Genomic DNA, 24,533 nt, shown 5'->3' on the forward strand with positions numbered 1-24,533 from the left:
GGATAATCTGCAGTTTAGTGGCCGTGTGGTCGCCACAAATTTGAACATTATTGGGTAAAGGTGTCGGGGGCTAAGCCAACCCGACGTGAAAAGGGAACCGGGGAGTGCCTGTTGGTGCCAGCCCGGACTGTGCCCGCAACTGTGTGAAGCGAGTGTGCTATGGGTTAATAGCCGTGCTTCGAGTCAGGATACCTGCCTTTATCTGTCGCAACTTAACCTATGCATCCGGACGGGTTATCCGGAGGAGTTTTATGCCTATCAATTTTGCTCCCCCGGGCGATACCGTGGGAGATCTTCTGTTATGAACACCGCCATCACGGTGAATGAGCTGTGCTGGCAGGTGAACGGCCGGGCGCTGCTGGATTCGCTCAGCTTTACCCTGAACGGCCGTGGCATGTACGGCGTGATTGGCCCCAATGGTGCGGGCAAGTCGTCGCTGCTGCGCTGTTTATACCGCTTTATCCGCCCCGACAGCGGCACCATTGTGATTAATGGTCAGGACATCGATGCCTTTTCCCGCAAGGCCTTTGCCCGGCTGGTGGCCGTGGTGCCCCAGGAGTTGCCGCCGCTTTTTGATCTTGCCACCGAAACCGTGGTCGCCATGGGGCTGATCCCCCACAAGGGCTGGCTAGGCGCCGACAGCGCCGCTGACAAGAAGGCTGTGGCCGAAGCGCTTGCCAAGGTTGGTCTTGAAGGTTACGGCAAGCAGCCCTTTGGCAAGTTGTCCGGCGGCGAAAAGCAGCGGGCGCTGATTGCCAGGGCGCTGGTGCAGCGGCCGACGATTCTCATCCTCGATGAACCAACCAGCCATTTGGATGTGCGCTATCAAATTGAAGTGCTGGAGCTTTTGAAACGGCTCGATGTGTTTGTGCTTTGCACCATTCACGACTTAAACCTTGCCAGTGCCCTGTGTGATGAGCTGTTACTGCTGGATCACGGCCGGCTGATTGCCAAAGGTACGCCAAAACAGGTGTTGACCGAATCCCTGATTGGCGACGTATTTGGGGTGTGCTGTACCGTTGAGCCCCATCCTCAGCACGGCAAGCCGCTTATTCATTACTTTTACGGTTACGACCGAAGCCTGGGGGCGCACATATGAGTGGCATCCGCGCCTTGTTTACGCCCCTCGGGCGGCGTGATTATCTGCTGGCCGCTCTGGTACTGGCCTGTTTGGTCTCCCCTGCGCTCGCCAGCATGTTTGGCGCTGCGGATATTCACTTCAGCGAAGCCATGTCGGTGTACCTGCATGCCCTGATTGGTGAGCGCCCGGCGGACGTGCCATATCTTGACAGCCGTATTCTGCTGGAACTCAGATTGCCACGGATCCTGCTGGCATTTGTCTGCGGCGCAGGTCTGGCGCTGGCCGGTTGGGCGCTGCAATTGGTGACCCGTAACCCCCTTGCCGACCCTTACCTGTTTGGCATCAGCTCAGGGGCATCCCTCGGCGCCATCGTGGTAATGAGCCTAGGCAGCCTGCTCGGCGGCGCCTTTGTGGAAGCGGCGGATGGTATCAGCTTGCCGCTGGGAGCCTTTGCCGGCGCCTCGGCTTCGGTGCTTATGGTGCTGGCCTTAAGTGGCTTTGGGCTGCAAAGTCAGGTGGAGCGTATGTTGCTCTCGGGGGTGGCTATCTCGTTTCTGTTTGGCGCCCTTGGCAGTTTGCTGCTGTATTTTTCAAGCCCGCAGGTAACAGCTTCACTGCTTTTTTGGAGTCTGGGCAGTTTTGCCCGCGCCAGTTGGGATCTGCTCTGGTTGCCCTGGACCATCTTCGGGGTGTTTGTTGGCTTTTTATCTGTGATGCGTCGCCAGTTACTGGCGCTTTCGGCCGGGGATGAAACCGCCCATGGTCTTGGGGTGCCGGTGGCGAGGCTCAGGATCATCAGTCTGCTGATGTGTTCCTTGATGACTGCCGTGCTGGTGGCAAGTTGCGGTGGCATTGGCTTTGTCGGCTTAATGATCCCGCACATCACCCGGCTGATGTTTCCCGGGCGCCAGTCGCTTATGATAGTGGTGCTGATGGGCGGCCTGTTTATGATGTGGGTGGATGTGCTGGCCCGTTCGCTGCTGCCCGCTCAGGAACTGCCGGTGGGCGTGATTACCGCCGTGATAGGCAGTGGTTTTTTCCTGCTGCTGTTGCTTGGTCGCAAAGGCCAATAACAAGCCTAAAAAGGATTTGAATAAGGATAGGCAATGTTTGAAATAACACCGCCGGACAGGCAAAGGGATGCGGACATTCAGGCGCGCATTGATGGCAAAACCAAGCCTCCCGGCGCCTTGGGGCAACTTGAAGGGCTCGCCGCTTCGCTGGTGCGTCTGCTTGGGGATGAGCCGCAGATCCGTCGGCCGGCCATGTTGGTGTTTGCCGCCGACCATGGCATAGCCAATGCCGGCGTGTCGATTGCACCGCCGGAAGTGACGGCGCAGATGGTGGCGAACTTTGCCCGTGGCGGGGCGGCCATCAATGTGTTTTGCCGCCAGCTTGGCTGGGAAATCGAAATCATCGATGCCGGTATATTAACGGCGCCGGACCCAAGTCTTGGGGTAACAGATTGTCGTCTGGGGGCGGGCACTGGCCCTATCCACAAGCGTGCTGCCATGACCCTGGGTCAGGTGGAGCACGGCCTTAATTTCGGCCGCGAGCGGGTCCGAGCCCATGTTGCCGAGGGCACCAACCTGATTGGTCTGGGCGAGATGGGCATTGGCAACACTTCCAGCGCTGCGGCTATGATGGCCGCGCTGCTGGGGCTTGAAGCCAAAGACTGCGTCGGCCGCGGTACCGGCGTGGATGCCGCCACCCTCAAGCGCAAGCAAATGCTGGTGGAGCAGGCGCTGCTGTTACATCTGGACACCTTAACCAGTCCGCAATCTGTGCTTGCCTGTGTCGGCGGCTTTGAAATTGTGGAGATGACCGGCGCGGTACTGGCGGCGGCAGAGCTTGGCGTCCCGGTGATTATCGATGGATTTATTGCCACGGCCGCGGCGCTGGCGGCGGTGAAGATGCACCCTGAGTGCCGCGATTATCTGATTTTTGCCCACCGCTCCGGCGAGCGTGCCCACGGGCTGATGCTTGAGCACCTCAAGGCCGAACCCTTGCTGGACTTGGGGCTCAGACTGGGCGAAGGCACTGGCGCGGCGCTGGCGCTGCCTTTGGTGCAGGCGGCGGCCAACTTCTACCGCGAAATGGCCAGTTTCGATGATGCAGGGATTGAGAAGGTATAAGACGTATGTCATTCAAGCGTGAACTCGAGCTGTTTTTGTTGGCGCTCACCTTTTTTACCCGTATCCCGGTGCCGGTACGGCTGGAATACAGCCTCGAAGGTCTTAGCCGCGCCAGCCGTTATTTCGGGCTGGTGGGCACCCTGGTTGGGCTGCTGTCGGCGCTGGTGTTTTATCTGGCGCAGTTGGCGTTCCCGCCCAGCGTGGCGGTGGTGCTGGCCATGGTGGCGTCGGTGCTCATCACAGGTGGGTTTCATGAAGATGGCCTTGCCGACACCGCCGACGGTTTTGGCGGTGCCTTTGAGCGTGAGCGCAAGCTGGACATCATGAAAGACAGTCGTCTTGGCAGTTATGGTGCTCTGGCGCTGATATTGGCGCTGCTGTTTAAGTTTCAGCTACTCAGTGAACTCGCGCTCTATTCAGCGTCCAGCGTGGTGGGCGCGCTGATTTTGGGCCATACCCTGAGCCGTGCTTTTGCCGCGAGTTTTATTTTCAGCCACACCTATGTGCGGGATGACGATGCCAGTAAATCCAAGCCGCTGGCGCAGTCAATGCACTGGGACGAGGTGCTGTTTTTGATGCTGAGCGCCGCCGTGGTGTGTCTGCTGCTGACCGGCATTGGTGCCACACTGGTGATTCTGGCGACCCTTTTTATCACCCGCAGCCTGCTTGGCCGCTGGCAGAAGCGTCATATCGGCGGCTACACAGGTGACACCCTGGGAGCCTGCCAGCAAATACTCGAACTGGCGTTGTATCTGGTGCTGCTGCTTCTTTGGAGCCAGTCGTGATCCATCTGTTGCTTGGCGGTGCCCGCAGCGGCAAGAGCCGTTTTGGCGAAAACTGTGTCCGCGAACTGGCGGATGAAGGCATTTATCTTGCCACTGCGCTTGCCGGTGATGGCGAGATGGCCGCACGCATCGAGCGCCATAAACTCGATAGGCTCGAGTCGGGCGTTAACTGGCAAGTAATTGAAGCGCCATTTGATTTAGCAAAGCGCCTCGATGAGCTGGCACGTAGCGAGAAACCGGTACTGGTGGATTGCCTGACGCTCTGGCTCACCCAGTGTCTTGTTTCGAACCCCAATGGTATTGCCGATGCCCGCGATACACTGCTGGCCACACTGGCAGGATTTCAGGGGCAGCTTATTCTTATCAGCAATGAGGTGGGCTCGGGCATAGTACCCCTTGGCGAGCTCAGCAGGCAGTTTGTGGACGAAGCGGGCAGGCTTAATCAGGCCATCGCCGCCCTCGCCGACAAGGTCACCCTGGTGGTGGCCGGATTGCCGCTAAGCCTCAAGGATGAAACGGTAACTATCAGGAAAGCAAAGAAGTTGCCCCAAATGGGAGGATAACCCATGGCATGCGCCACACTCATGATCCAGGGCACAGCCTCGGATGCCGGCAAGACCACCCTGGTGGCCGGTCTGTGCCGAATACTCGCCCGCGAGGGCATTAAGGTCGCACCCTTCAAGCCACAGAACATGGCGCTCAACAGTGCCGTCACCCAGGACGGCGGTGAGATTGGCCGCGCCCAGGCGCTGCAAGCTATCGCCTGTGGCCTTGAGCCACACACAGACTTCAATCCGATTCTGCTCAAACCCGCCTCCGACAGCCGCGCCCAGGTGATAGTCCAGGGCAAGGCCTTATCTCATCTGGAAGCCGCCGAGTTTTTTGGCCCGGCTGGCAAGGGTTATAAAGCCATGGCGATGGAGGCTGTGCTGGACTCCCATCAACGATTGTGCGGGCAATATGATTGCCTTTTGGTGGAAGGTGCCGGCAGTCCTGCCGAGATTAACCTGCGTGAAAACGATATCGCCAATATGGGCTTTGCCGAGGCGGTGGATTGCCCGGTGATCCTGGTGGCCGATATCGACAAAGGCGGGGTATTTGCTCAGCTGGTGGGCACGCTGGCGCTCTTGTCCGAGTCGGAGCGTGTGCGGGTTAAAGGCTTTGTCATCAACCGCTTTCGCGGTGATATCAGCCTGCTTCAATCCGGGCTCGACTGGCTTGAGGCCCATACCGGTAAGCCTGTGCTGGGTGTGGTGCCTTATCTGCATAATTTGCTGCTGGATGCCGAAGATGCGCTGGTGCCTTTTACGCCGGAGAAGCGCGAAGCCCAGCGCCTTAAAGTGCGGGTGCTGGTGTACCCAAGAACCAGTAATCACACCGACTTTGACCCGCTGCGGCTGCACCCCGGGGTGGATTTCGATTATCTGCAGATCCAGAGCGCCAGCCCGGATGCCTTGGCGGGTGCCGATCTGGTGATACTGCCCGGCAGCAAAAATGTGCGGGCGGATCTTGAATGCCTCAAGGCGCAGGGGTTCGATAAGGCGCTTAAAAAGCACTTAAGGTACGGCGGCAAACTGCTGGGCATTTGCGGTGGTTATCAGATGCTGGGGCTGGAAATCGATGACCCTCTGGGCGTAGAGGAGGCCCCCGGCAGCAGCGAGGGGCTGGAGTTTTTGCCGCTTATCACTGAGCTTAAGCCCGGCAAGGTGCTGGCCAATGTGACCGGTGAACTGACTCTGGGCGAGTGCCATGTGGCGCTGAAGGGTTATGAAATTCACTGCGGCCACACCAGTGTGCTCGGCAAGCTGACCCGGCCGCTGTTTTTGACCGATGACGCCGGTAACCCGGCCTCAGACAGGGGCCGCATCAGCGACGATGAGGCGGTGTTCGGTACTTACCTGCACGGTATTTTTGATACTCCCGAGGCGCTGAGTGCTGTGCTTGCCTGGGCGGGTTATCAGGGCGAAGAAGTAGCAGTATCTTTGGATGCGCACCGTGAGCAGCAGCTCAATCGCCTCGCCGATACCCTGGAGCAGCATCTGGATATGAACCGGCTTAAGGCCATCTTTTTATAATTATCAACGCGATAACCAGTTAGGAAACAGCATGACCGACAACAACGCCAAGGCCCGTGGAGATGAACGCCATAAGGCTCGCCAGCAGAAGGTGAAAGAGGCCGTGGACGCCAAGGTGGCCGCCGCCAACATAGAGAAAGGCGTGCTGATGGTGATTACCGGCAACGGCAAGGGCAAGACCACTGCCGGTTTCGGTACTGTTGCCCGCGCTGTTGGCCATGGCAAACAGGCGGCTGTGGTGCAATTTATCAAGGGCAACTGGGACTGCGGTGAGCGTAAGTTGCTCGAAGGCGCAGGTGTGCCTTTCGAAGTGATGGCCACCGGCTTTACCTGGGATACTCAAAACCGCGAAACCGATACCCAGGCGGCCGAAAAGGCCTGGGCCCAGGCCGAGATTTGGCTTAAAGACGAGCGCATCGACCTTATCCTGCTGGATGAGCTCACCTACATGCTCAGTTACCACTATCTGGATCTGGAGCGGGTGCTCAGTGCCCTTAAAAACCGCCCGCCAATGCAGCATGTGATAGTCACCGGTCGCAACTGCCACCGGCAGCTGCTGGAGCTTGCAGATACGGTGAGTGAGATTGAGTGTGTGAGGCATGCGTTTGAGGCAGGGATAAAAGCCCAGCCCGGCTTTGACTACTGATCCTGCAGCCTGCTCTCGCGGCTGACGTCATTGTCTTCGTCACTCTGTCCCATCACGTAGCGCTGCTACGCTCAGGGCCACATTGACTCGACGGCTTTGTCAGTCGGGAGATCAGCTTGCAGGATGTTTCACTTCCCATTGATGACGTTTATTTGTGCTGCCTACTCTCGCGGCTGACGTCATTGTCTTCGTCACTCTGTCCCATCACCCAGCGCTGCCACGCTCAGGTCTGTCGCCGCTCGGCGGCTTTGCCAAAAACACCAATCACTGTGCTGAATGTTACCCGCAGCTGGTGTATGAGACTGCTTTCTCTGCAAGATTTCACCCCATCACGTACTGAACGTACGCTCAGGGGCTGAAATCTTTTGACAGCTTTGCCACAGCCGCGATCACGTTCAAATCGGCTGCTTACTCTTGGTGCCGATGTTGCTGCGCTACCCCATCACGCGGTGTCCGCCGGGAAACAGAGTCTCCCGACGGGCAGCACAAAGGGCAGTTTGTGTATTGCTTTATTGAGAGCTTGGGTCAGAGTGCAGATTGCAGACTCGTCTCTATTGGGTCGGGGCTGCTGAGTCTGGCCTTATCAGCAAGAAAAGCGTGGAATCTCTGATCCAGGCGTTGCCAATTGTCAGCATTCATGGCTGCCTTTAAATACTCGGCCGGGTCCTGCCCCTGTGCCACGGCAAGGTAAAGGGATTTGAGGCCCGAAGTGCCCACCTCGGCCAGGATGAACTCCCTTATCCAGGCACTTTGTATATAGAAGTCTATTGCATTGTTGGTGGTCTTTTGCTGCTCAAACACCATGACCATGGGGCTGTTTTCGTCTTCCCTCTGCTGTTGCATGGCCAGTATTTGTTGCTGCATCTGCGCCATAACCGGATGGGGCATTGCCATAAACTTTTCCAGGGGGATGGGGCTGAATTCCTCTCGGAGGCGGCTGCCTTCGGGTTCACACATTACTGCCAAGGTTTCATCCAGCCAATCGGCAACCTCGGGATGACCATAAGCCAGACCTTTGGTGTCCCCCGTTGCCAACCCCGCCATAGCCCAACCATTTATAGCCATCACATGACAGGCTTCATGGCGGACTATCTGCGCTTGTCGGTCTGGCTTGATCGCCAGCATCTCCCCGGTGAGATGCAAAACCGAAGCTGTGCTTTCGGAGGTTTTTTTCAGGTTCAGCAGGGCTGCACTGTCTTTCACCAACACCACATCCAGCGGCGTTGGCTCCATAAGGTATTTGGCAAAGCTGGTTCTTGCTTGCTGCAAATCATGGCTCAGCTGCTCGCTGTCTCCGGTGCCATCGGTCCACAGATTGATGCCTTCTGAGGTGGATTGCTTTTGTAGTTCTGTGGCCAAAGCGTTAATCGGTAGGCTAGTGCTGGCTGCTGAGGCTATCAGCAGCATGGACAAGACGACTTTCATGAAGGTTCCTTTTCATTTGAATAAAGTTAAGGAAGGTGCGAGCAAGTCGTCGCACAGCTCTGGCTTTGATAGCAGCGACAGTTCAAGGCATTCAACTGAGGGCATGCCGGGGCCTGCTGAAGTTGAATAACGCCGAAATGGTGTTGCTATCAAAGCCCCGCAGGGCGTGGCTTAAAGCGGTATCTGCTACGTTACAGTTCTTGTGAAGGACTAGGGCCATTCGCTGCAAACTGTGCCTTGCATCTATCCACTTTGAGCACACGCAGAGCAAGCACGGGACTTATTCGCACCTTCCATAAATAAAGACAAACTCTATGCCAAAAAATATTTGCTAATAAAACAGTTGGTTATAGTTTTAGTGAGTCTGGTTTTTCCCGATTTGGGGAACAGGATATGACCATATGGGAAACCCGTTGGCTTAGGGTTGTGATTCTGGGCGCGGGGGAGGTGGGCGGCATTTCTGCCGACAAGTTTCGCCTTTGCCGGTTCGGGTCTGTACAATGACGCTGATTTTTCATTGCGTTGGGCCTTAAGGCCGCTATGGACAGTATCTATGCACGTACACATTCTCGGAATTTGCGGAACCTTTATGGGCGGCCTGGCGCTGCTGGCACGGGCCATGGGCCACAGGGTCACGGGTTCGGATGCCAACGTCTACCCGCCAATGAGCACCCAGCTTGAAGAGCAGGGCATTGATTTAATTCAGGGTTTTGACCCATCTCAGTTGGAACCTGCGCCGGACTTGGTGGTGATTGGCAACGCCATGAGCCGTGGTAACCCCTGTGTGGAAGCTGTGCTGGATAAGGGCCTTGCCTATACCTCAGGGCCACAGTTTCTGCGCGATCATATTCTGCCGGGCCGCTGGGTCCTGGCGGTATCCGGCACCCACGGCAAAACTTCTACCTCCAGCATGCTGGCCTGGATTCTGGAATCCTGTGGCTATGAGCCGGGCTTTTTGATTGGCGGCGTGCCGCAAAACTTTGGCGTGTCGGCACGCCTCGGTAACTCACCCTTCTTTGTGGTGGAGGCCGACGAGTACGACAGCGCCTTTTTCGATAAGCGCTCCAAGTTTGTCCACTATCAGCCGCGCACTCTGGTGATTAACAACCTCGAGTTTGACCACGCCGACATCTTCGACTCCTTGGCTGATATTCAGCGCCAGTTCAATCATGTCATTCGTACCGTACCGGGAAGTGGCAAGGTGATTTGGCCCAAAGACAGCAAGGCTGTGGCCGAGGTTATCGACAAGGGCCTGTGGAGCGAGCAGGAGACTTTCAGTCACAACGATGGTGCCGATTGGTCGGTGCGCCCCCTTGCGGCGGACGGCCACGAGTTTGAGGTGCTGTTCGGCGCTGAAGTGCAGGGCGTGCTGGACTGGCAGCTTATTGGTGCCCACAACATGGAAAACGCCGTTATGGCCATTGCGGCCGCGCGTCATGTCGGCGTGAAGCCTGCCGCTGCCATCGAGGCGCTCAGTGCATTTGCCCCTCCCAAGCGTCGTCTGGAGCTTCTGGGCGAAGTGGCCGGCGTGAGCCTGTATGACGATTTTGCCCATCATCCCACGGCCATTGAGACTACCCTGAAGGGCCTTAGAGCCAAGGTCGGCAATGCCCGTATTCTGGTGGTGCTGGAGCCTCGTTCCAACACCATGAAGCGCGGTGTGCACAAGGATACCCTGGCCCGTTCGATGACTCTGGCCGACAAGGCATTTTTGTATCAGGCCGACAATATCGACTGGGATATCCGTCAGGCTATGGATGCCGCGCCGCTGCCGGTGGATGTGGACTATGATATTGATACCCTGGTGGCCAAATTGGCCTCAGAGGTGCGTTCCGGCGATCATCTGGTGGTGATGAGTAACGGCGGCTTTGGCGGTATTCATGGCAAGCTGAAACAGGCTATCGCCGAGACGCTGGATAAGGTTTAAGAGGACGATTCATGAGTGCGCCGCTCACACCCAAGAAAAACAGCATCAGCCTGGCCTGGACCGGCGCCTCTGGTGCGCCCTATGGTTTGACGCTGCTCAAATGTCTGCTCGAGGCCGATTATCGGGTATTTCTGATGATCTCCAGCGCCGCCCGGGTGGTATTCGCCACCGAAGAAGGGCTGAAACTGTCGGCCGATGGCGCCAAGGCTGAGGCGCAGATCCGCAGCTTTATTGGCTCTGAGGCTGGTGAGCTGATTGTGCTTGGCAAGGATGAGTGGTTCTCGCCGCCAGCTTCTGGCTCGGCCGCGCCCAAACAGATGGTGATTTGCCCCTGCTCCACCGGCACACTGGCCGCAGTGGCTACCGGCATGAGCAATAATCTGCTGGAAAGGGCCGCCGATGTGGTGCTCAAGGAGCGCGGCAAGTTGCTGCTGGTGCCGAGGGAAACCCCCTTTAATGCCATCCATCTTGAGCATATGTTAAAGCTGACCCAGCTTGGCGCCGTAGTGATGCCGGCAGCGCCTGGCTTTTACCACAATCCCAAATCGGTGCAGGATCTGGTAGACTTCCTGGTCGCACGCATACTTGACCATTTGGGCATAGACCACAGCCTGACCAACCGCTGGGGCTATGGTGGCGAAGGTGCCACACAAGCATCTGATAATTGAGAGTATTATGAAACACACCATCGAAGAGATGATCTCGGCCGCCGAGATTGACCAAAAACTCAATGAACTGGCCGAGCGTATTAACGCCCATTACCAAAACAGCGAACGCCTGCTGATGGTAGGCCTGCTCAAGGGCTCTGCGGTCTTTATGGCGGATCTGTGTCGCCGTATTCATGGCCACGTGGAAATCGACTTTATGTGCGTTTCCAGCTACGGCAATGCCATGTCCAGCTCACGTGACGTGAAAATCCTCAAGGATGTGCAGTCAGATATCGCCGGTCGCGATGTGCTGATCGTGGAAGATCTGATTGACTCGGGTAACACCCTGTCCAAGGTACGCGAGCTGCTGATGGTTCGCGAACCAAAGAGCCTGGCGCTCTGTACCCTGCTAGACAAGCCTGAGCGCCGCGAAGTGGATGTGCACGTAGATTTCGTCGGCTTTACCATTCCGGACGAGTTTATTGTGGGTTACGGCATCGACTATGCTGAGCAGTATCGCAATCTGCCTTATATCGCCAAGGTAATTCCGCTGGAATAACATCTGTGCGGTTGCAGTTCGGGGGCTTGGCCCCCGTTTTTGTTTCAATTGAATTGGTTTAAGCCTGTTGTTGGGGGATAAAGATGACAGACACACCAGCCGCGCTTGCTATTGCGGGGCTTAAAAAAACCTACAAGGGCGGCGTTGAAGCCGTTAAAGGCATTAGCCTGGAGGTTGCCCAGGGCGACTTTTTTGCCCTGCTTGGCCCCAATGGGGCGGGCAAGTCCACCACCATAGGCATTATCAGTTCGCTGGTACACAAGAGTGCCGGCAAGGTGCAGGTATTTGGCCACGATCTCGACAGCGAACTCGAAGCCGCCAAACTCTGCATTGGGCTGGTGCCGCAGGAATTTAACTTCAACCAGTTTGAAACCGTGCTGCAAATTGTGGTCAATCAGGCCGGTTACTATGGTGTGAGCCGCCCGCTGGCGCTGGAACGTGCCGAGAAATACCTTACTGCACTGGATTTGTGGGAGAAGCGGAACAGCCCATCACGCCAGCTTTCAGGTGGTATGAAGCGCCGACTGATGATTGCCCGCGCGCTGATGCACGAACCCAAGCTGCTTATTCTGGATGAACCTACCGCCGGGGTGGACATTGAGCTGCGCCGCTCCATGTGGAGCTTTTTGACCGAGCTTAATCGCCAGGGCGTGACCATTATCCTCACCACCCACTACCTGGAAGAAGCCGAGATGCTGTGCCGCAATATCGGCATCATAGACAAGGGTGAGCTGGTGGAGTGCACCAGCATGAAAAAGCTGCTGTCCAAGCTGAACATGGAAACCTTTGTGCTGGATATCCGTCAGGAGCTTAAGGCTGCCCCCGCCCTTGAGGGCATTCAGTGCCGTGTCACCGATGCTCATAGCCTGGAAGTGGATATTGCCAAGGAGCACAGCCTCAATCAGCTGTTTGCTCAGCTGTCGGCCCAGGGCATAGAAGTGCTGTCGATGCGCAACAAGGCCAATCGACTGGAAGAGCTGTTCGTAGCGCTGGTGGAAGGCGCCAAAAACAAGCCTTCCCCAGGCGTTCAAAATCAGAGCCAGCAACAAGGGGAGAAAGCCGTATCATGAAGGCGCTGTACCTGACCGCATTCAAAAGTATCCTTATCAAGGAAATCACCCGTTTCACCCGCATTTGGGTGCAAACTCTGGTGCCACCCGCGATCACCATGACATTGTATTTTCTGATTTTTGGCAATCTGGTGGGTAGCCGTATCGGCGAGATGGGCGGCGTAAGCTACATGGAGTTTATCGCGCCGGGTCTTATCATGATGTCGGTGATCACCAACTCCTACTCCAACGTGGCCTCAAGCTTTTTCAGCGCCAAGTTTCAGCGCAACCTCGAAGAGCTTATCGTCGCGCCCGTGCCTCATTATGTGATGATTGCGGGCTATGTGGGCGGCGGTGTGGCCCGTGGCCTGTGTGTGGGCTTTATCGTGACCCTGGTGGCCATGTGCTTTGTGGATTTAAGCGTGCAGCACCTGGGGTTGGTGGCGGTGACCGTGTTTATGACTTCGGTGCTGTTTGCCCTCGGCGGCCTTATCAACGCCGTGTTTGCCAAGAGCTTTGATGACATCAGCATTATTCCGACCTTCGTGCTGACGCCGCTGACCTACCTTGGCGGGGTGTTCTATTCGCTGTCTCTGCTGCCTGACTTCTGGCGCGGCGTCTCTGCGCTGAACCCGGTGGTTTACATGATAAACCTGTTCCGCTACGGCTTTCTGGGCACGGCTGATTTGAGTCTGTGGCTGTCGTTCGGGGTGATGCTGGGCTTTTGCGCGGGGCTTTGGTATCTGGCCTATTACCTGATTTCCAGAGGCATAGGCCTTAGAAGCTAATCAGGGCTTGGCGTTTTCTTTCTCGGCGTCAGCAACCTGCTGGCGCCGCTCTTTGAGCATGGCAATTGTGCCTTCGTTATTGGTCTTCATTTCATTGAAGCGCTGATTCATCTCATCCACGTCTTTTAAATACTCAGGATCATTCTCAGGCGCGCCGCGCCAGAAGCGCTTGCGGTCGAGCTTTTGTTTTTCACTGGTACGCAGAATTTCGATGTAGCTGTTTTCCTGCTTTAGGCGGTAGATTTCGCCGTCGATAAGCAGCAACAGCTTTTCGGTGGAGATGGTTTTGCCACTCATCAGCGCCATCAGGGGATCGTCGGGATCTTTGAGGCGGTCTGAATCAACTTCGCGGGTCAGGCCGAGTTCAAATTCCAGCTCGCGCTGATTGTATTCGGTGGGGCATACGGACTGGGAATACACCACTTTGTCACCCTTGATGCACTTGTAGATGGTATCAGCCCCTGAGGCCGACAGCGGCAGGGCAAATAGCAAACACAGGGCAAAGGGTCGCATTGATGGCACATCCTTTTGATATTGGTGTGAAAATAGCACCCGACATCGTCCGTCATAAACCGGGCACAGCTGTCAATAATATGACGTATGACGACCGAAATATCCAGAAAATGTATACACTTGTTGCGTAATTGGAGTGGTTTGCTGAAAAAGGCAACAAAAAAGGGAGCCAGGCTCCCTTTGCTTAAGTTGCTGCCGCCTTCAGCGGCTAAACACCAGATTATCAATCAGCCTGGCCTTGCCCATGTAAGCGGCGGCAAGCACCACCAGTTCTTTATCGGCATCGGTGGCAGGGGCCAGGGTAGTGGCACTGCGGACTTCCAGATAGTCCGGACGGAAACCGGCATCTATCAGACGCTGATTGGCGTCATCAATGGCCTCGCTAATCTGACCGCCATCGCCAATCTGGCTTGCAAGGGTATCCAGCGCGGCCTTGAGCGCAGCAGCGCGATGCTTTTCATCGGCACTCAGATAACCATTGCGTGAGCTCATGGCCAGGCCACTTGGCTCGCGCACTGTCTCAACCCCAATGATTTCCAGCGGCAGCGACAGGTCTTCAACCATGGTGCGGATCACCAGCAGTTGCTGGAAGTCTTTGCGGCCAAACAGGGCGATATCGGGCTGCACTATGTTGAACAGCTTAAGCACAATCGTGGCTACGCCGCGGAAATGCCCCGGACGGCTGGCGCCGCACAGCTCATCTGAAATACCCGGCACTTCCACAAAGGTTTGAGCGTCCAGCCCTTTGGGGTAGATGATGTCCGGCGTTGGGGTAAACAGCAGCTCACAGCCTGCGCTGATAAGGCCGGCCTGATCGTCGGCCAGGGTACGCGGATAGGCATCCAGATCTTCGTTTTTGCCAAACTGCATGGGGTTAACGAAGATGGAGGCCACCACATGGTCGGCGCGGCGCTTGGCCTCTTTTACCAGGGTGATGTGACCTGCATGGAGGTTACCCATGGTTGGCACAAAGGCCACGGTTTCCCCTTTGGCGCGCCAGGCGCGCACCTGGGCACGAATTTCAGCGATTACAGCGGTTGTGTACATCTTGGGCTCAGTTGAAAGTGTGTTCTGGACCGGGGAAGCTGCCGTTGGCGACTTCGTCGACATAGGCGCGCACGGCGGCGCGGATTTCGCCGGTCTGCTTGAGGTAATTCTTGGAGAAGCGCGGAATGTAGCCGCTGGAGATCCCAAGCACATCGTGCATTACCAGGATCTGGCCGTCGGTATCCTTGCCTGCGCCAATACCTATGACCGGAATGGTCAGGGCTTCGCTGATGGTTTTGGCCAGTGAAGCAGGAATACATTCGATTACCAGCAGCTGGGCACCGGCGGCTTCGAGCGCCTTGGCTTCGTTCAGAATGCGCTGGGCGTTGTCGGCATCGCGGCCCTGTACCTTAAAGCCACCAAATACATGCACCGACTGGGGAGTTAGGCCAATGTGAGCACACACGGGCACGCCGCGCTCGGTAAGCATTTTCACGCTTTCCAGCAGCCACTCGCCGCCTTCCAGTTTGACCATATTGGCACCGGCCTGCATCAGCACTGTGGCGGTGGTCATGGTCTGCTCAGGGGTGGCATAGCTCATAAAAGGCATGTCGGCTATCAGCAGTGCACGCTCAATGCCACGACGCACACAGCGGGTGTGATAGGCAATATCCTCAACGGTCACTGGCAGGGTGTCGCTGTGGCCCTGAAGCACCATGCCCAGCGAGTCGCCAACCAGCAGCACGTCGATGCCTTCGCTGTCGAAGGCGCCGGCAAAACTGGCGTCGTAGGCGGTCAGTGCCGTGAACTTTTTCCCTTCCTGCTTGAACTTCAACAGGGTTGCGGTGGTGACTTTGGACATAATCTTCTTTCTTAACAACGGTAGAGAAGTGGAGTTATAAGCCAACTGAGGTCGGACTTCAATCTTCGCTGGCCAATGGTTGAAGTTCATCGCGCATTGAAGCCGTGATGAGGTCGCTTACAGCGGTGTTGCAGGGCAGGATCAGCCCGGGGTCGAGATCGGCAAGTGGTATCAGCACAAAACTGCGCGCTTTCATGCCGTAATGGGGCAGGGTGAGGCGTTCACTGTCCATCACCATATCGCCATACAGCAGCAAATCCAGATCCAGGGTACGGGCGCCCCAACGAACCAGACGCTCGCGGCCCTGCTGCGACTCAATGGCTTGCAGGGCGTCCAGCAGTGCCAGTGGCGCAAGCTCGGTATCGAAACTTGCCACGGCATTGACATAGTCAGGCTGAACCACTTCGCCCATGGGCTTACTGGCGTAATAGGGCGACACCGCAAAACTACCCGGCGCAGCTAAAGACAACAGGGCCTCACAGGCCCTGTTTAATTGGCTCACGGGCTCGGCGAGGTTGGCGCCGAGGGCCACGAAAACCTTGGTCATGCTTCGCTGCCGCTGTGCTGGGCTTTTGAACCTTCGCCCTTGCCGCCTTCGCTGCGGGGACGACGGCGCACCCGGCGCTTGCGGTTACGTGGTGCATCAGACTTGGCGCCGCTGCGGGCGATGTCGCCGCGCTCATCTTCGGAGGCTTCCACAAAGTTCTGCCACCACTGGGCGGATTTCTTCAGGCTGCCGCCTTCAATTTCGGCGCGCATCAGCAAGAGATCGTAGGCGGCGCGGAACTTCGGATTTTCCATCAGCTTAAAGGCACGGGTGCCCTGGCTGCGCTCAAATCTCAGCTGCAGCTGCCAGATATCACGGGCAGGCACACTGAAACGCTTAGGGATCGCAATGGACTGGCACTGTTGTTCGAGCACATCGCCCATGGCGGCGAAGTAGGCGTCGTACAGGCTCAGACCGCTCTCGTGAGCAATTTCTTCGGCGCGGCGCTTAAGTGGATACCACAGCAGCGCAGCGTAGAAGAAGGCCGGAGTCACCGGCTTGTCTTCCATTACCCTAAGGTCGGTGCTGCGCATGACCAGCGTTGCCATACGGGCGCAGTCACCCTTGGGCGCTTCGCGCATCATGTCGTCCAGCAGCGGGAACAGCGGCGCAAACAGGTTGTATTCCTGCATCATTTGCAGGTTCGCCTGGGCCTTACCGGCGAAGAACAGCTTGAGCACTTCTTCGTACATGCGCGCAGCGGGAATGTCTTTGAGCAGCGGGGCCAGCTTGCGGATAGGCGCAGCGGTCACTTCTTCAATCCGCATCCCCAGCTTGGTGGCAAAGCGCACGGCGCGGATCATCCGCACCGGATCTTCGCGGTAGCGGGTTTCAGGATCGCCAATCAGACGCAGCACGCCATCGTTGAGATCTTCCATGCCGCCGCCATAGCTGCGGATAGAGTAATCGCTGATGTCGTAGTAAAGGGCGTTAACTGTGAAGTCGCGGCGCTCGGCATCTTCATCGATGCTGCCGTAGACATTGTCACGCAGCAGACGGCCCTGGGCGTTGGCCTTGGAAATCTTGTCGCCTGCTTCGTCGGAATGGTGGCCACGGAAGGTGGCAACTTCAATCACGTCACGGCCGAATACAATATGGGCCAAACGGAAACGACGACCGACCAGACGGCAGTTGCGGAACAATTTTTTGATGTCTTCCGGGGTGGCGTTGGTTACCACGTCGAAGTCTTTGGGTTCCATGCCCAGCAGCAGGTCGCGGACACCGCCGCCAACCAAAAAGGCCTCGTAGCCGGCTTTGTGCAGGCGATAGAGCACCTTGAGCGCATTTTCACTGATGTTCTTGCGCGAGATGGTGTGGGCATTTCGGGGCGTGATGCTCAGACTCAGGCCTTGTGCCAGGTCGGCACCCTGCTGAATCGATTCTGTCGTTGGATGCTGCTCACCCTCGGTGAACAGTTGCTTACAGAACTGAGTGATACGGCGAAAAATGGTACACCTCTTGAGCTTAACTAGGGGTTAAAAATCTGGCGGCTATGATAACCCCAAATGGGGTCAATTGACAGCGTGCCAGCGCCTTAGCTGCCGCTGCCAATCAGGATTTCGCGCTGGGTTGGGATGCGGTCGAGGGAAAACTCCAATACCGCCTGTGCCAGCAGGCTGTCGGGGCTGGAAGCATCGGGCACCTTTTGCCCCAAAAATGCCAGTGCCGCGCGCAGTGCCGGCATGGGCGCGGCCTTATCAACCGGCGTGGCATGGTTTTGTTTTGACAGCTTAAATCCCACATCGGCGCAGGCCAGCGGCAGGTGAATATAGCCGGGGGCCTTGAAACCGAACTGGGCAAACAGACTGAGCTGACGACAACTGGCTTCAATCAGATCGCAGCCGCGCACCACCTCGGTAATGCCAACGTCGGCATCGTCCATCACCACCGCCAACTGATAGGCATACAGGCCATCGCTGCGCTTGATGATAAAGTCTTCGGCGGCAAACTCATCGGCCACCACAATCTCGCCCATCAAGCCATCGTGAAAATGATTCACCCGGGCGCGATTTTTAATGCGGATGGCGCCGCTGTCGTGACCAAGGGTTTGACAGCGACCATCGTAAACGCCGCCCATTGCCTGAATTTGTTTGCGGGTACACTGGCAATAGTAGGCGTCGCCACTCGCCAGCAGCGCATCGATTTTGGCCTGATAGGCCTCGGTGCGACGGCTCTGATAAACAAGCTCGTCATCCCAGCAAAGTCCAAAGGCTTCCAGAGTGCGCAGTATGTCATCGGCGGCACCGGCGACTTCCCGCGGCGGGTCTATGTCTTCAATCCGCACCAGCCACTTACCGCCAAGCGAGCGGGCTCGCAGGTAGCTGCCAAGGGCGGCGACCAGAGAGCCAAAATGCAGCGCGCCGGAGGGCGATGGGGCAAAACGACCGATATAGGGGCTGGAGATTGAGGATGGCATGGGCGCGGGGGATGCAGTGTTAATCATGATGTAAAGCGCAGAAATACCAAGCGGGGCCTAAGCCCCGCTCAATTGCATGCTGGTTAAGATTAACCGGCCATCTGCTTTTCTTTGATTTCGGCCAGCGTCTTACAGTCGATGCACAGGTCCGCAGTGGGACGGGCTTCGAGACGGCGGATACCGATTTCAACACCGCAGGAATCACAGAAGCCGAAATCGTCGTCTTCAATTTTCTGCAGCGTCTTTTCAATCTTTTTGATCAGTTTACGTTCTCTGTCGCGGGCACGCAGCTCCAGACTGAACTCCTCTTCCTGAGCGGCTCGGTCGACTGGGTCGGGGAAGTTGGCGGCTTCGTCTTGCATGTGTGAGAGAGTACGGTCGACTTCTTCGCGCAGCTGGTTACGCCAAGCTTCAAGGATCTTCTTGAAATGGCCCATCTGCTTGTCGTTCATATACTCCTCGCCAGGTTGCTCCTGGTAAGGCTCAACACCTGCGATAGCGAGTACGCCAAGTTTTTTAGTGCCTTCAGGCATAACGCATCTCCTGTATTCTTTGCGTTGTTCGGGCGTCAATTAGAACGGCCGCTATCTATATCAGAATAAAAACGGGGTGGCAAACTTTTTACCCACGGTTCAGCGAATTCTTTGATGATGTGCGCTTATCCTGAACTTTTCAAATTCTAACGGTTATTTTTCGACGATTTGTGGTTGAAAATGCAAGGGGTTCTCAAGCAGCAGCGACTCACTGTTCATGGTGCAACCATAGGCCAGAACTTCTACACCGGCCGCCATGGCTTGCCGAAGCAGGTCACCGTATTTGGCATCAATATGGTCGGCGGGGGCTACTGCTTTAATGCCTTGATGCTGCACTACAAATAAAAGTACTGCCCGAAATCCCTGGGCTTTCATTTCCATCAGTTCCCGCAGGTGTTTCTGGCCTCTGGCCGACACCGCATCGGGGAAAAAGCCCATCTCTCCTTCCAGCAGGGTACAGCTCTTCACTTCAATATAGCAGTCCGCTTTGGTATCAGCGCTGAGCAGAATATCTATGCGACTGTTTTCATTACCATACTTCACTTCACGGCGAATATGTTGGTAACCGCAAAGCTCGCTGATTGCACCTGTGGCAATGGCTTCTTCGGCCAGGGCGTTGGCGCGGCCGGTGTTAATGCCAATCAAATGGCCATTGTCGTCTTCGGCAAGTTCCCAAGTGCTGGCGTATTTGCGTTTGGGGTTATCCGAGGTGGAAAACCACACCCGTTTGCCGGGGTAGAGGCAGTTTTTCATTGAGCCTGTGTTGGGGCAGTGCAGGGTGATTTGGCTGCCGTCACTCAGGGTGACATCCGCCAGGAAGCGTTTGTAGCGGGTGATAAGTGTCGCCTCGGTCAGCGGCGCCGGGTACTTCATGGGTTGTCCTGGGAAGTTGAAACCAAGGCCGTGAGTGTACCCCATATTCAGTGCCTTTTGGCGCTTGTGTCTGGCCCCTTGGGGCAAGAGGGCCGATGGGGTACACTGATTGACAGACTCGGCAAGCACTCTCGATGGCCCTTGCGGCTCCCGGTTTGCCCGCCACCACGATATAAGAACGACATAAGAAGGATGTAAGATGACTCAAGCAATGCGCGTTTGTCTCACCTCTGAAGCCGCTGCCGCCCACTGGGGCAAAGCCGATATCAGTTTCGAAGGTGACATTGCCCGTATCCACCTGCAGGGGGCAGATACCCTGCGTCAAATCCAGATGGCGGCCCGCAAACTGCGTGCTCAGGGCATCAGTGCCGTGGTACTCGATGGCGAAGGCTGGGATTTAAACCGTCAGTGGGTGTTCGCTCAGGGCTTTGTGACTGCCAAACCCGGCTGGAGCATCGAGTGGACCGGCGATGACGCCACCCGCGAAGCGCTGGAGCAGCGTATGGAAGCTGCCCGCTTTGTGCGTCAGCTCACCAACGAAACCCCGGAAAACCTGCCGCCGGTGAAGCTGGCGACTCTGGCTGCCAATTGGCTGAAACAGCTTGGCGGTGACAAGGTGAGTTTCCGTATTATCGAAGGAGAGCAGCTGCTCGAAGAGCAGTGGATTGGCGTGCATGCGGTTGGCCGCGGCAGCGAGCGTCCACCGGCGATGCTGGAGCTGGACTTCAACCCGCTGGGCGACGACGCCCCTGTGTCTGTGGCACTGGTTGGCAAGGGCATTACCTTCGACTCGGGCGGTTACAGCCTTAAAGCCAGTGAAGGCATGCTTAACATGAAGTGTGACATGGGCGGCGCCGCCACTGTTACCGGCGCGCTGGGTTTGGCAATCAAAAACGGCCTGAACAAGCGCGTGAAGCTGTTTTTGTGCTGCGCCGAGAACCTGGTCAGCGGCCGCGCCTATAAGCTGGGTGACATACTCACCTACAAAAACGGCGTGACCGTGGAAGTGGTCAACACCGACGCCGAGGGCCGTCTGGTGCTGGCCGATGGCCTGCAGGCGGCTTCTGCGACAGGCGCGCCTTTTATTATCGATGCCGCTACCCTGACCGGCGCCGCCGTGATGGCGGTGGGCGGTAACTACAACGCTATTTTCTCACCCGATACCGCCGTGCTTGAGCTTGCCAAAACCAAGGCCAGCGCTGTGGCCGAGCGGGTGTGGCCGCTGCCACTGGACCCATGGCACAAAGACATGTGCCCATCAGCCTATGCCGATACTGCCAACAGCCGCCCTGTGAAAGGTGGCGGCGCCGGTGGTGCGTCCAATGCCGCTGGTTTCCTGTGGCGCTTTGTGCGTGAAGATGCCAAGTGGCTGCACATCGACCTTGCCGGCTCCTTTGAAGACAGCGCAGGCCCTCTGTGGGCCGCCGGTGCCACCACCCACGGGGTGCTGACCATTGCAGAGCTGCTGAAAGACTAAGCCGCTTTTCACTGACATTGCAAAGTACTGCAGCAGCAATTCAAAGGCCGCTCACTGAGCGGCCTTTTTGTACCTTTACTTAGGCAATGAAACCCTTAATGTACTCAAAGTCTTATTCATTAAGTCTTATTGAATTCACTGTTTCAACGTATCGGGCTGTGCCCGAGTTCCGCATCTGCACTTGTTTGGGTTCGCGCATCGCCAGCCTGAGTCTGCTCCTCGTCCGTCTGGTCAATAGACGCTTCATCATCGTCGCGGCTGTAGGCCTTTACCTGATTACGTCCGGCGCGTTTGGCGCTGTACATGGCTCTGTCGGCCTGGGCCAGCCTGAGTCTGCTCCTCGTCCGTCTGGTCAATAGACGCTTCATCATCGTCGCGGCTGTAGGCCTTTACCTGATTACGTCCGGCGCGTTTGGCGCTGTACATGGCTCTGTCGGCCTGGGCCAGCAATTGGTCCAGCGAGTAACCCGCCTGTTGGGAGTCGGTCAGGCCGAAGCTTGCCGTCAGCACAAAGTCATTGCCGCTGGCGCTGGTGTCGCAGCTTGCCAGAGTTCGGCGCAGCTTATCGGCAATCACCCGCGCATGGGCACTGTCGCATTCCGGCAGAATAAGGCAAAACTCCTCGCCGCCAATACGGCCAAATATCTCAAATTCCCGTACCTGTTCGCGGCACAGGCTCGCCACCTGTTTCAATGCCCAGTCGCCGGTGGCATGACCGAAACAGTCGTTAATCCGCTTGAAATGGTCGACATCGAACAGCACACAGCTGACCGGTGCCTTGAGGGTTTGGGCATGGGTGAGGGCGCTTTGGGCCACCTGGGTAAAGTGGCCTCGGCTAAGGAGGCCTGTCAGGCTGTCGTATTCGGCTAACTGCTTTAAACGCCTTTGATTTTTAAGAGAGTGCCAACCCCAGGTAATAAGCCCCAAAATCACACTCAGGAGCGCGCCTATCATCAACCGGCTATTGAACCTCTCGGCGGTGTCGAGTCGCTGCTGCACCTTGAGCAGCTTGTTTTGCTCATCCAGCAGGGCAATTTTGTTTTGCTGCTCCAGGCTCTGGTGCTGGGCCAACTGAAACGCCAGTGTCTTGGCTTTCACCTCGTCCAGATAGGCCTTGTCGGCCTCGGCGTACTTGATATAGGCCTCCAGGGCCGCCTCGCTGTTGCCGCGGCTGCTGTGATAGTCAAACAGCACCTTGTTGGCACGAATAAGAGCTTCCAGCGCATTGGCAGCCGCCGGCGATTGGTTTACCGCCAACGCCTGTTGATAGGCTTTTTCCTGCTGCCCCAGCTCCCAGTTCGCCTTGGCTTGCAGGCTTTGGTAACTGGCTATTACAGGAGCATATTTGGCGGACAGTACCAGGGCTTCGTTTTCATCCAATAGGGCCTTGGAGGCCAAGGGTTGGTTATCGGTTTCGAGCAGGTGTCGTCCATAGAGACGGACAATATTTGATTGTATTACCTTTTCATTAGCGGCTTCACAGAGCTGGATGCCGCTATTGTAAATGCTGGCGAGTTCTTTCGGGGCTTCTCCCAATTGCAGCATGGCCTCAAGTCTCAACTGCTCGGCTGCACATTGGTTTCTGAGATCGGTTTTAGTCTCTTTAAAGCGTTGACTGTATTCCAGACCGAGGGAATATTGGCCGAGTTGGTTGTAAAAGATGCTCGCGATTCCAAAGACCATCGCTCTCAGTTTGTCACTCTCTATCTCGGGAAGTATGGTAAGCGCATGATTTAAAGATGAAAGACCATCATTCCAGTTGCGTTGGATGGCATGGATATTAATTACTGTAAGCAGGGCCCGAAATCTCATCTCCTTCGATTCAGCATTTTGGGATAGCCCACTCTGTATCTCCAGGGCCTTGGCTAAATCACCCTTATAAGTCAGTGCGTAAGCTTTTAAATATTCAAAGTAGTCGAGTTCACTTTGATTCATCTCCTGCAGATGCGCTTCAATCGCAGTGAGTTTTTTAGCGAATGTTGCAGGGTCGGCGGAGCGAACCTCATCGATTAATTCGAGTTCTCGGTACCAGCCATCTGCAAGAGACCAATTGCTGATAACCAGGCTGAGCCCGGTTATCAGTAGCAATGCCAATTGCTTAAGCACAAGCAGAAATCTCTTGTTTTGACGGTGCTTCTTCCTGCTCATCTTCGCCTTGGTCATTTTCATCTTCGGCTGGGAGCATGATGCAAACGACGTCAGGCACTACATCCAGCTCAGCCTTTAGAGCTTGAATGTCTTTGGCCTCGATCATGGCGGCGATGTGGGCTGGCAGAGTATCGAGTGACACAGTAGTGTCTGTGCCCAGTTTTGCTAAAATTTCAACAGCTTGATTCATCTTATCTTCCTTATGGTTAGTTCGCTTTTTTGCGTGAAAAGGGCAGTACAGTGGCGCCCTGCGGGGTTCCTTGCGTTTGTGTGTCTGCCAGCGCTTGCAGCCGGGCACGCAGCTGGCTGTTGGGCGTGAGCGGCTGACTTGGAGGCAGCACCAGGGTGGTGTGCAGCTCCAGTTTGGCCTGGGGCAGGGCACTTAATGGCAGGCGCTCGATACGGGTGTGATGCAGCGCCGTAGTGGCGGCCTCGTAGAGAATACACTCATGATTAAGCGGGTAGTCCTGGCTTAAGAGTTCCACCAACAGCTCGCGCTCGGCGCTGCCTGTGGGGCGAATGCCCATGCTCAGGTCACCGGCCAGTGCCGGTTGCCACAATACAAGGAGCGCGCTTGGGTCTATTCGGCGCTGATACAGCATCAGCTGGGTGGTTTCAAAGTGTTGGCAGCCGGTCTTGCCGGGGTCCAGCCCCAAATCGGCATAGAGGCAATCTTCGGCAGAAATGCCGGGGATCATCCGCGCATCGAAGCCTTCGGCGCGGGCGGTGGCAATGGCCTCGTGGGGCGCCTTGGCGAAAATACCGGGGTGACCATAAAAGGCGCCCACTACCTTTTTACCCAAGCGCACCTCAGTGAGCATGGCATCGACCATCTCCTTGTAGGTGAGGTTACGGGATTTGCCGTCGGCGTAGTGCTGTTGCAGGCTGCGGGTATCCTTGGCGAGCCCTTCAATCCAGAGTTCGGTAAAGCCATCTGACATGCCGCTGAATACCACATCGGCCTGTTCAATCAGGTTTTGGGCGAGGGGGCTTAGGTGTCCGCCCAGCAAGATACCGGTGCCGACACAGACGAGGCTTCCTGTCATTGGCGTTCGATGTT

Annotated in this window: 25 protein-coding genes and 1 riboswitch; of the genes, 13 read left to right on the top strand and 12 right to left on the bottom strand. The window is 56.5% G+C overall.

The genetic code is table 11. The annotated features are described in order from the left end of the window. Window positions 1-41 precede the first annotated feature (41 nt). A riboswitch (cobalamin riboswitch) is annotated at window positions 42-214 on the top strand. Window positions 215-301: 87 nt separating this feature from the next. Genes STH12_RS01390 through cobO form a run of 7 tightly spaced genes read left to right on the top strand, consistent with a single transcriptional unit; the run spans window position 302 to window position 6,722 of the window. Further along, entirely contained in the window at window positions 302-1,099 is a 798-nt protein-coding gene (locus STH12_RS01390; protein ID WP_126165898.1) for an ABC transporter ATP-binding protein, read from the top strand. Beyond that, window positions 1,096-2,154: a FecCD family ABC transporter permease gene (locus STH12_RS01395; protein ID WP_126165899.1), complete on the top strand. Its 1,059-nt coding sequence runs from the start codon at window positions 1,096-1,098 to the stop codon at window positions 2,152-2,154. Before STH12_RS01390 ends, STH12_RS01395 begins: the two co-directional genes overlap by 4 nt. A 33-nt stretch (window positions 2,155-2,187) precedes the next feature. Further along, window positions 2,188-3,216, top strand: coding sequence for a nicotinate-nucleotide--dimethylbenzimidazole phosphoribosyltransferase (gene cobT, locus STH12_RS01400; protein WP_126165900.1), 1,029 nt, complete (start codon window positions 2,188-2,190; stop codon window positions 3,214-3,216). 5 nt (window positions 3,217-3,221) lie between these two features. Continuing rightward, window positions 3,222-4,001 (top strand): adenosylcobinamide-GDP ribazoletransferase, encoded by a 780-nt coding sequence (locus tag STH12_RS01405; RefSeq protein WP_126165901.1) that lies wholly within the window; start codon window positions 3,222-3,224, stop codon window positions 3,999-4,001. Then, window positions 3,998-4,564, top strand: a complete 567-nt coding sequence (gene cobU, locus STH12_RS01410) for a bifunctional adenosylcobinamide kinase/adenosylcobinamide-phosphate guanylyltransferase (RefSeq protein WP_126165902.1) — start codon at window positions 3,998-4,000, stop codon at window positions 4,562-4,564. The genes STH12_RS01405 and cobU overlap by 4 nt, the downstream gene beginning before the upstream one ends. A gap of 3 nt (window positions 4,565-4,567) precedes the next feature. After that, the gene (locus STH12_RS01415) at window positions 4,568-6,076 is read left to right on the top strand and encodes a cobyric acid synthase (protein WP_126165903.1); all 1,509 of its coding nucleotides are present in this window, start codon (window positions 4,568-4,570) and stop codon (window positions 6,074-6,076) included. A 31-nt stretch (window positions 6,077-6,107) separates the two neighbouring features. Next, entirely contained in the window at window positions 6,108-6,722 is a 615-nt protein-coding gene (cobO, locus tag STH12_RS01420) for a cob(I)yrinic acid a,c-diamide adenosyltransferase (protein WP_126165904.1), read from the top strand. A 525-nt stretch (window positions 6,723-7,247) separates the two neighbouring features. Here cobO and STH12_RS01425 read toward each other — a convergent pair. Then, complete coding sequence (locus tag STH12_RS01425) at window positions 7,248-8,147, bottom strand: hypothetical protein (RefSeq protein ID WP_126165905.1); 900 nt, start codon at window positions 8,145-8,147, stop codon at window positions 7,248-7,250. A gap of 553 nt (window positions 8,148-8,700) precedes the next feature. Between STH12_RS01425 and mpl the strand changes: the two genes are divergently transcribed. From mpl to STH12_RS01450, 5 genes are all read left to right on the top strand, one after another. Beyond that, entirely contained in the window at window positions 8,701-10,074 is a 1,374-nt protein-coding gene (gene mpl / locus STH12_RS01430; protein ID WP_126165906.1) for a UDP-N-acetylmuramate:L-alanyl-gamma-D-glutamyl-meso-diaminopimelate ligase, read from the top strand. An 11-nt stretch (window positions 10,075-10,085) separates the two neighbouring features. Further along, window positions 10,086-10,742, top strand: coding sequence for a flavin prenyltransferase UbiX (locus STH12_RS01435; RefSeq protein ID WP_126165907.1), 657 nt, complete (start codon window positions 10,086-10,088; stop codon window positions 10,740-10,742). A gap of 7 nt (window positions 10,743-10,749) precedes the next feature. Beyond that, entirely contained in the window at window positions 10,750-11,280 is a 531-nt protein-coding gene (gene hpt / locus STH12_RS01440) for a hypoxanthine phosphoribosyltransferase (protein WP_126165908.1), read from the top strand. Between the two features lie 83 nt (window positions 11,281-11,363). Next, entirely contained in the window at window positions 11,364-12,350 is a 987-nt protein-coding gene (locus STH12_RS01445; protein WP_126165909.1) for an ABC transporter ATP-binding protein, read from the top strand. Beyond that, window positions 12,347-13,117: an ABC transporter permease gene (locus STH12_RS01450; RefSeq protein ID WP_126165910.1), complete on the top strand. Its 771-nt coding sequence runs from the start codon at window positions 12,347-12,349 to the stop codon at window positions 13,115-13,117. Before STH12_RS01445 ends, STH12_RS01450 begins: the two co-directional genes overlap by 4 nt. Here the strand turns inward: STH12_RS01450 and STH12_RS01455 are convergent, their stop codons facing one another. From STH12_RS01455 to sfsA, 8 genes are all read right to left on the bottom strand, one after another. Further along, complete coding sequence (locus tag STH12_RS01455; RefSeq protein ID WP_126165911.1) at window positions 13,118-13,630, bottom strand: DUF4124 domain-containing protein; 513 nt, start codon at window positions 13,628-13,630, stop codon at window positions 13,118-13,120. A gap of 201 nt (window positions 13,631-13,831) precedes the next feature. After that, window positions 13,832-14,677 (bottom strand): pantoate--beta-alanine ligase, encoded by an 846-nt coding sequence (gene panC, locus STH12_RS01460; RefSeq protein ID WP_126165912.1) that lies wholly within the window; start codon window positions 14,675-14,677, stop codon window positions 13,832-13,834. A 7-nt stretch (window positions 14,678-14,684) separates the two neighbouring features. Then, window positions 14,685-15,479 carry a 3-methyl-2-oxobutanoate hydroxymethyltransferase gene (gene panB, locus STH12_RS01465; RefSeq protein WP_126165913.1) on the bottom strand — a complete coding sequence of 265 codons (795 nt, stop codon included), beginning with the start codon at window positions 15,477-15,479 and terminating at the stop codon, window positions 14,685-14,687. A gap of 58 nt (window positions 15,480-15,537) precedes the next feature. Further along, entirely contained in the window at window positions 15,538-16,026 is a 489-nt protein-coding gene (gene folK, locus STH12_RS01470; RefSeq protein WP_126165914.1) for a 2-amino-4-hydroxy-6-hydroxymethyldihydropteridine diphosphokinase, read from the bottom strand. Further along, the gene (locus tag STH12_RS01475) at window positions 16,023-17,300 is read right to left on the bottom strand and encodes a polynucleotide adenylyltransferase PcnB (protein ID WP_335925349.1); all 1,278 of its coding nucleotides are present in this window, start codon (window positions 17,298-17,300) and stop codon (window positions 16,023-16,025) included. Before STH12_RS01475 ends, folK begins: the two co-directional genes overlap by 4 nt. 260 nt (window positions 17,301-17,560) lie before the next feature. Continuing rightward, window positions 17,561-18,442: a tRNA glutamyl-Q(34) synthetase GluQRS gene (gluQRS, locus tag STH12_RS01480; protein ID WP_126165916.1), complete on the bottom strand. Its 882-nt coding sequence runs from the start codon at window positions 18,440-18,442 to the stop codon at window positions 17,561-17,563. A gap of 89 nt (window positions 18,443-18,531) precedes the next feature. Further along, window positions 18,532-18,975, bottom strand: coding sequence for an RNA polymerase-binding protein DksA (dksA, locus tag STH12_RS01485; protein WP_126165917.1), 444 nt, complete (start codon window positions 18,973-18,975; stop codon window positions 18,532-18,534). A 153-nt stretch (window positions 18,976-19,128) separates the two neighbouring features. After that, the gene (gene sfsA, locus STH12_RS01490) at window positions 19,129-19,848 is read right to left on the bottom strand and encodes a DNA/RNA nuclease SfsA (protein ID WP_126169383.1); all 720 of its coding nucleotides are present in this window, start codon (window positions 19,846-19,848) and stop codon (window positions 19,129-19,131) included. Between the two features lie 199 nt (window positions 19,849-20,047). Between sfsA and pepB the strand changes: the two genes are divergently transcribed. Next, the gene (gene pepB / locus STH12_RS01495; RefSeq protein WP_126165918.1) at window positions 20,048-21,325 is read left to right on the top strand and encodes an aminopeptidase PepB; all 1,278 of its coding nucleotides are present in this window, start codon (window positions 20,048-20,050) and stop codon (window positions 21,323-21,325) included. 276 nt (window positions 21,326-21,601) lie between these two features. Here the strand turns inward: pepB and STH12_RS01500 are convergent, their stop codons facing one another. The 3 genes from STH12_RS01500 to STH12_RS01510 form a co-directional block, all read right to left on the bottom strand. After that, entirely contained in the window at window positions 21,602-23,008 is a 1,407-nt protein-coding gene (locus STH12_RS01500) for a GGDEF domain-containing protein (protein ID WP_237158710.1), read from the bottom strand. 415 nt (window positions 23,009-23,423) lie between these two features. After that, window positions 23,424-23,663, bottom strand: a complete 240-nt coding sequence (locus tag STH12_RS01505) for a hypothetical protein (RefSeq protein WP_126165920.1) — start codon at window positions 23,661-23,663, stop codon at window positions 23,424-23,426. Between the two features lie 16 nt (window positions 23,664-23,679). Beyond that, entirely contained in the window at window positions 23,680-24,519 is an 840-nt protein-coding gene (locus STH12_RS01510) for an SAM-dependent methyltransferase (protein ID WP_126165921.1), read from the bottom strand. Window positions 24,520-24,533: the final 14 nt, after the last annotated feature.

This window comes from Shewanella khirikhana (assembly GCF_003957745.1).
GTDB classification, from domain to species: Bacteria; Pseudomonadota; Gammaproteobacteria; order Enterobacterales; family Shewanellaceae; genus Shewanella; species Shewanella khirikhana.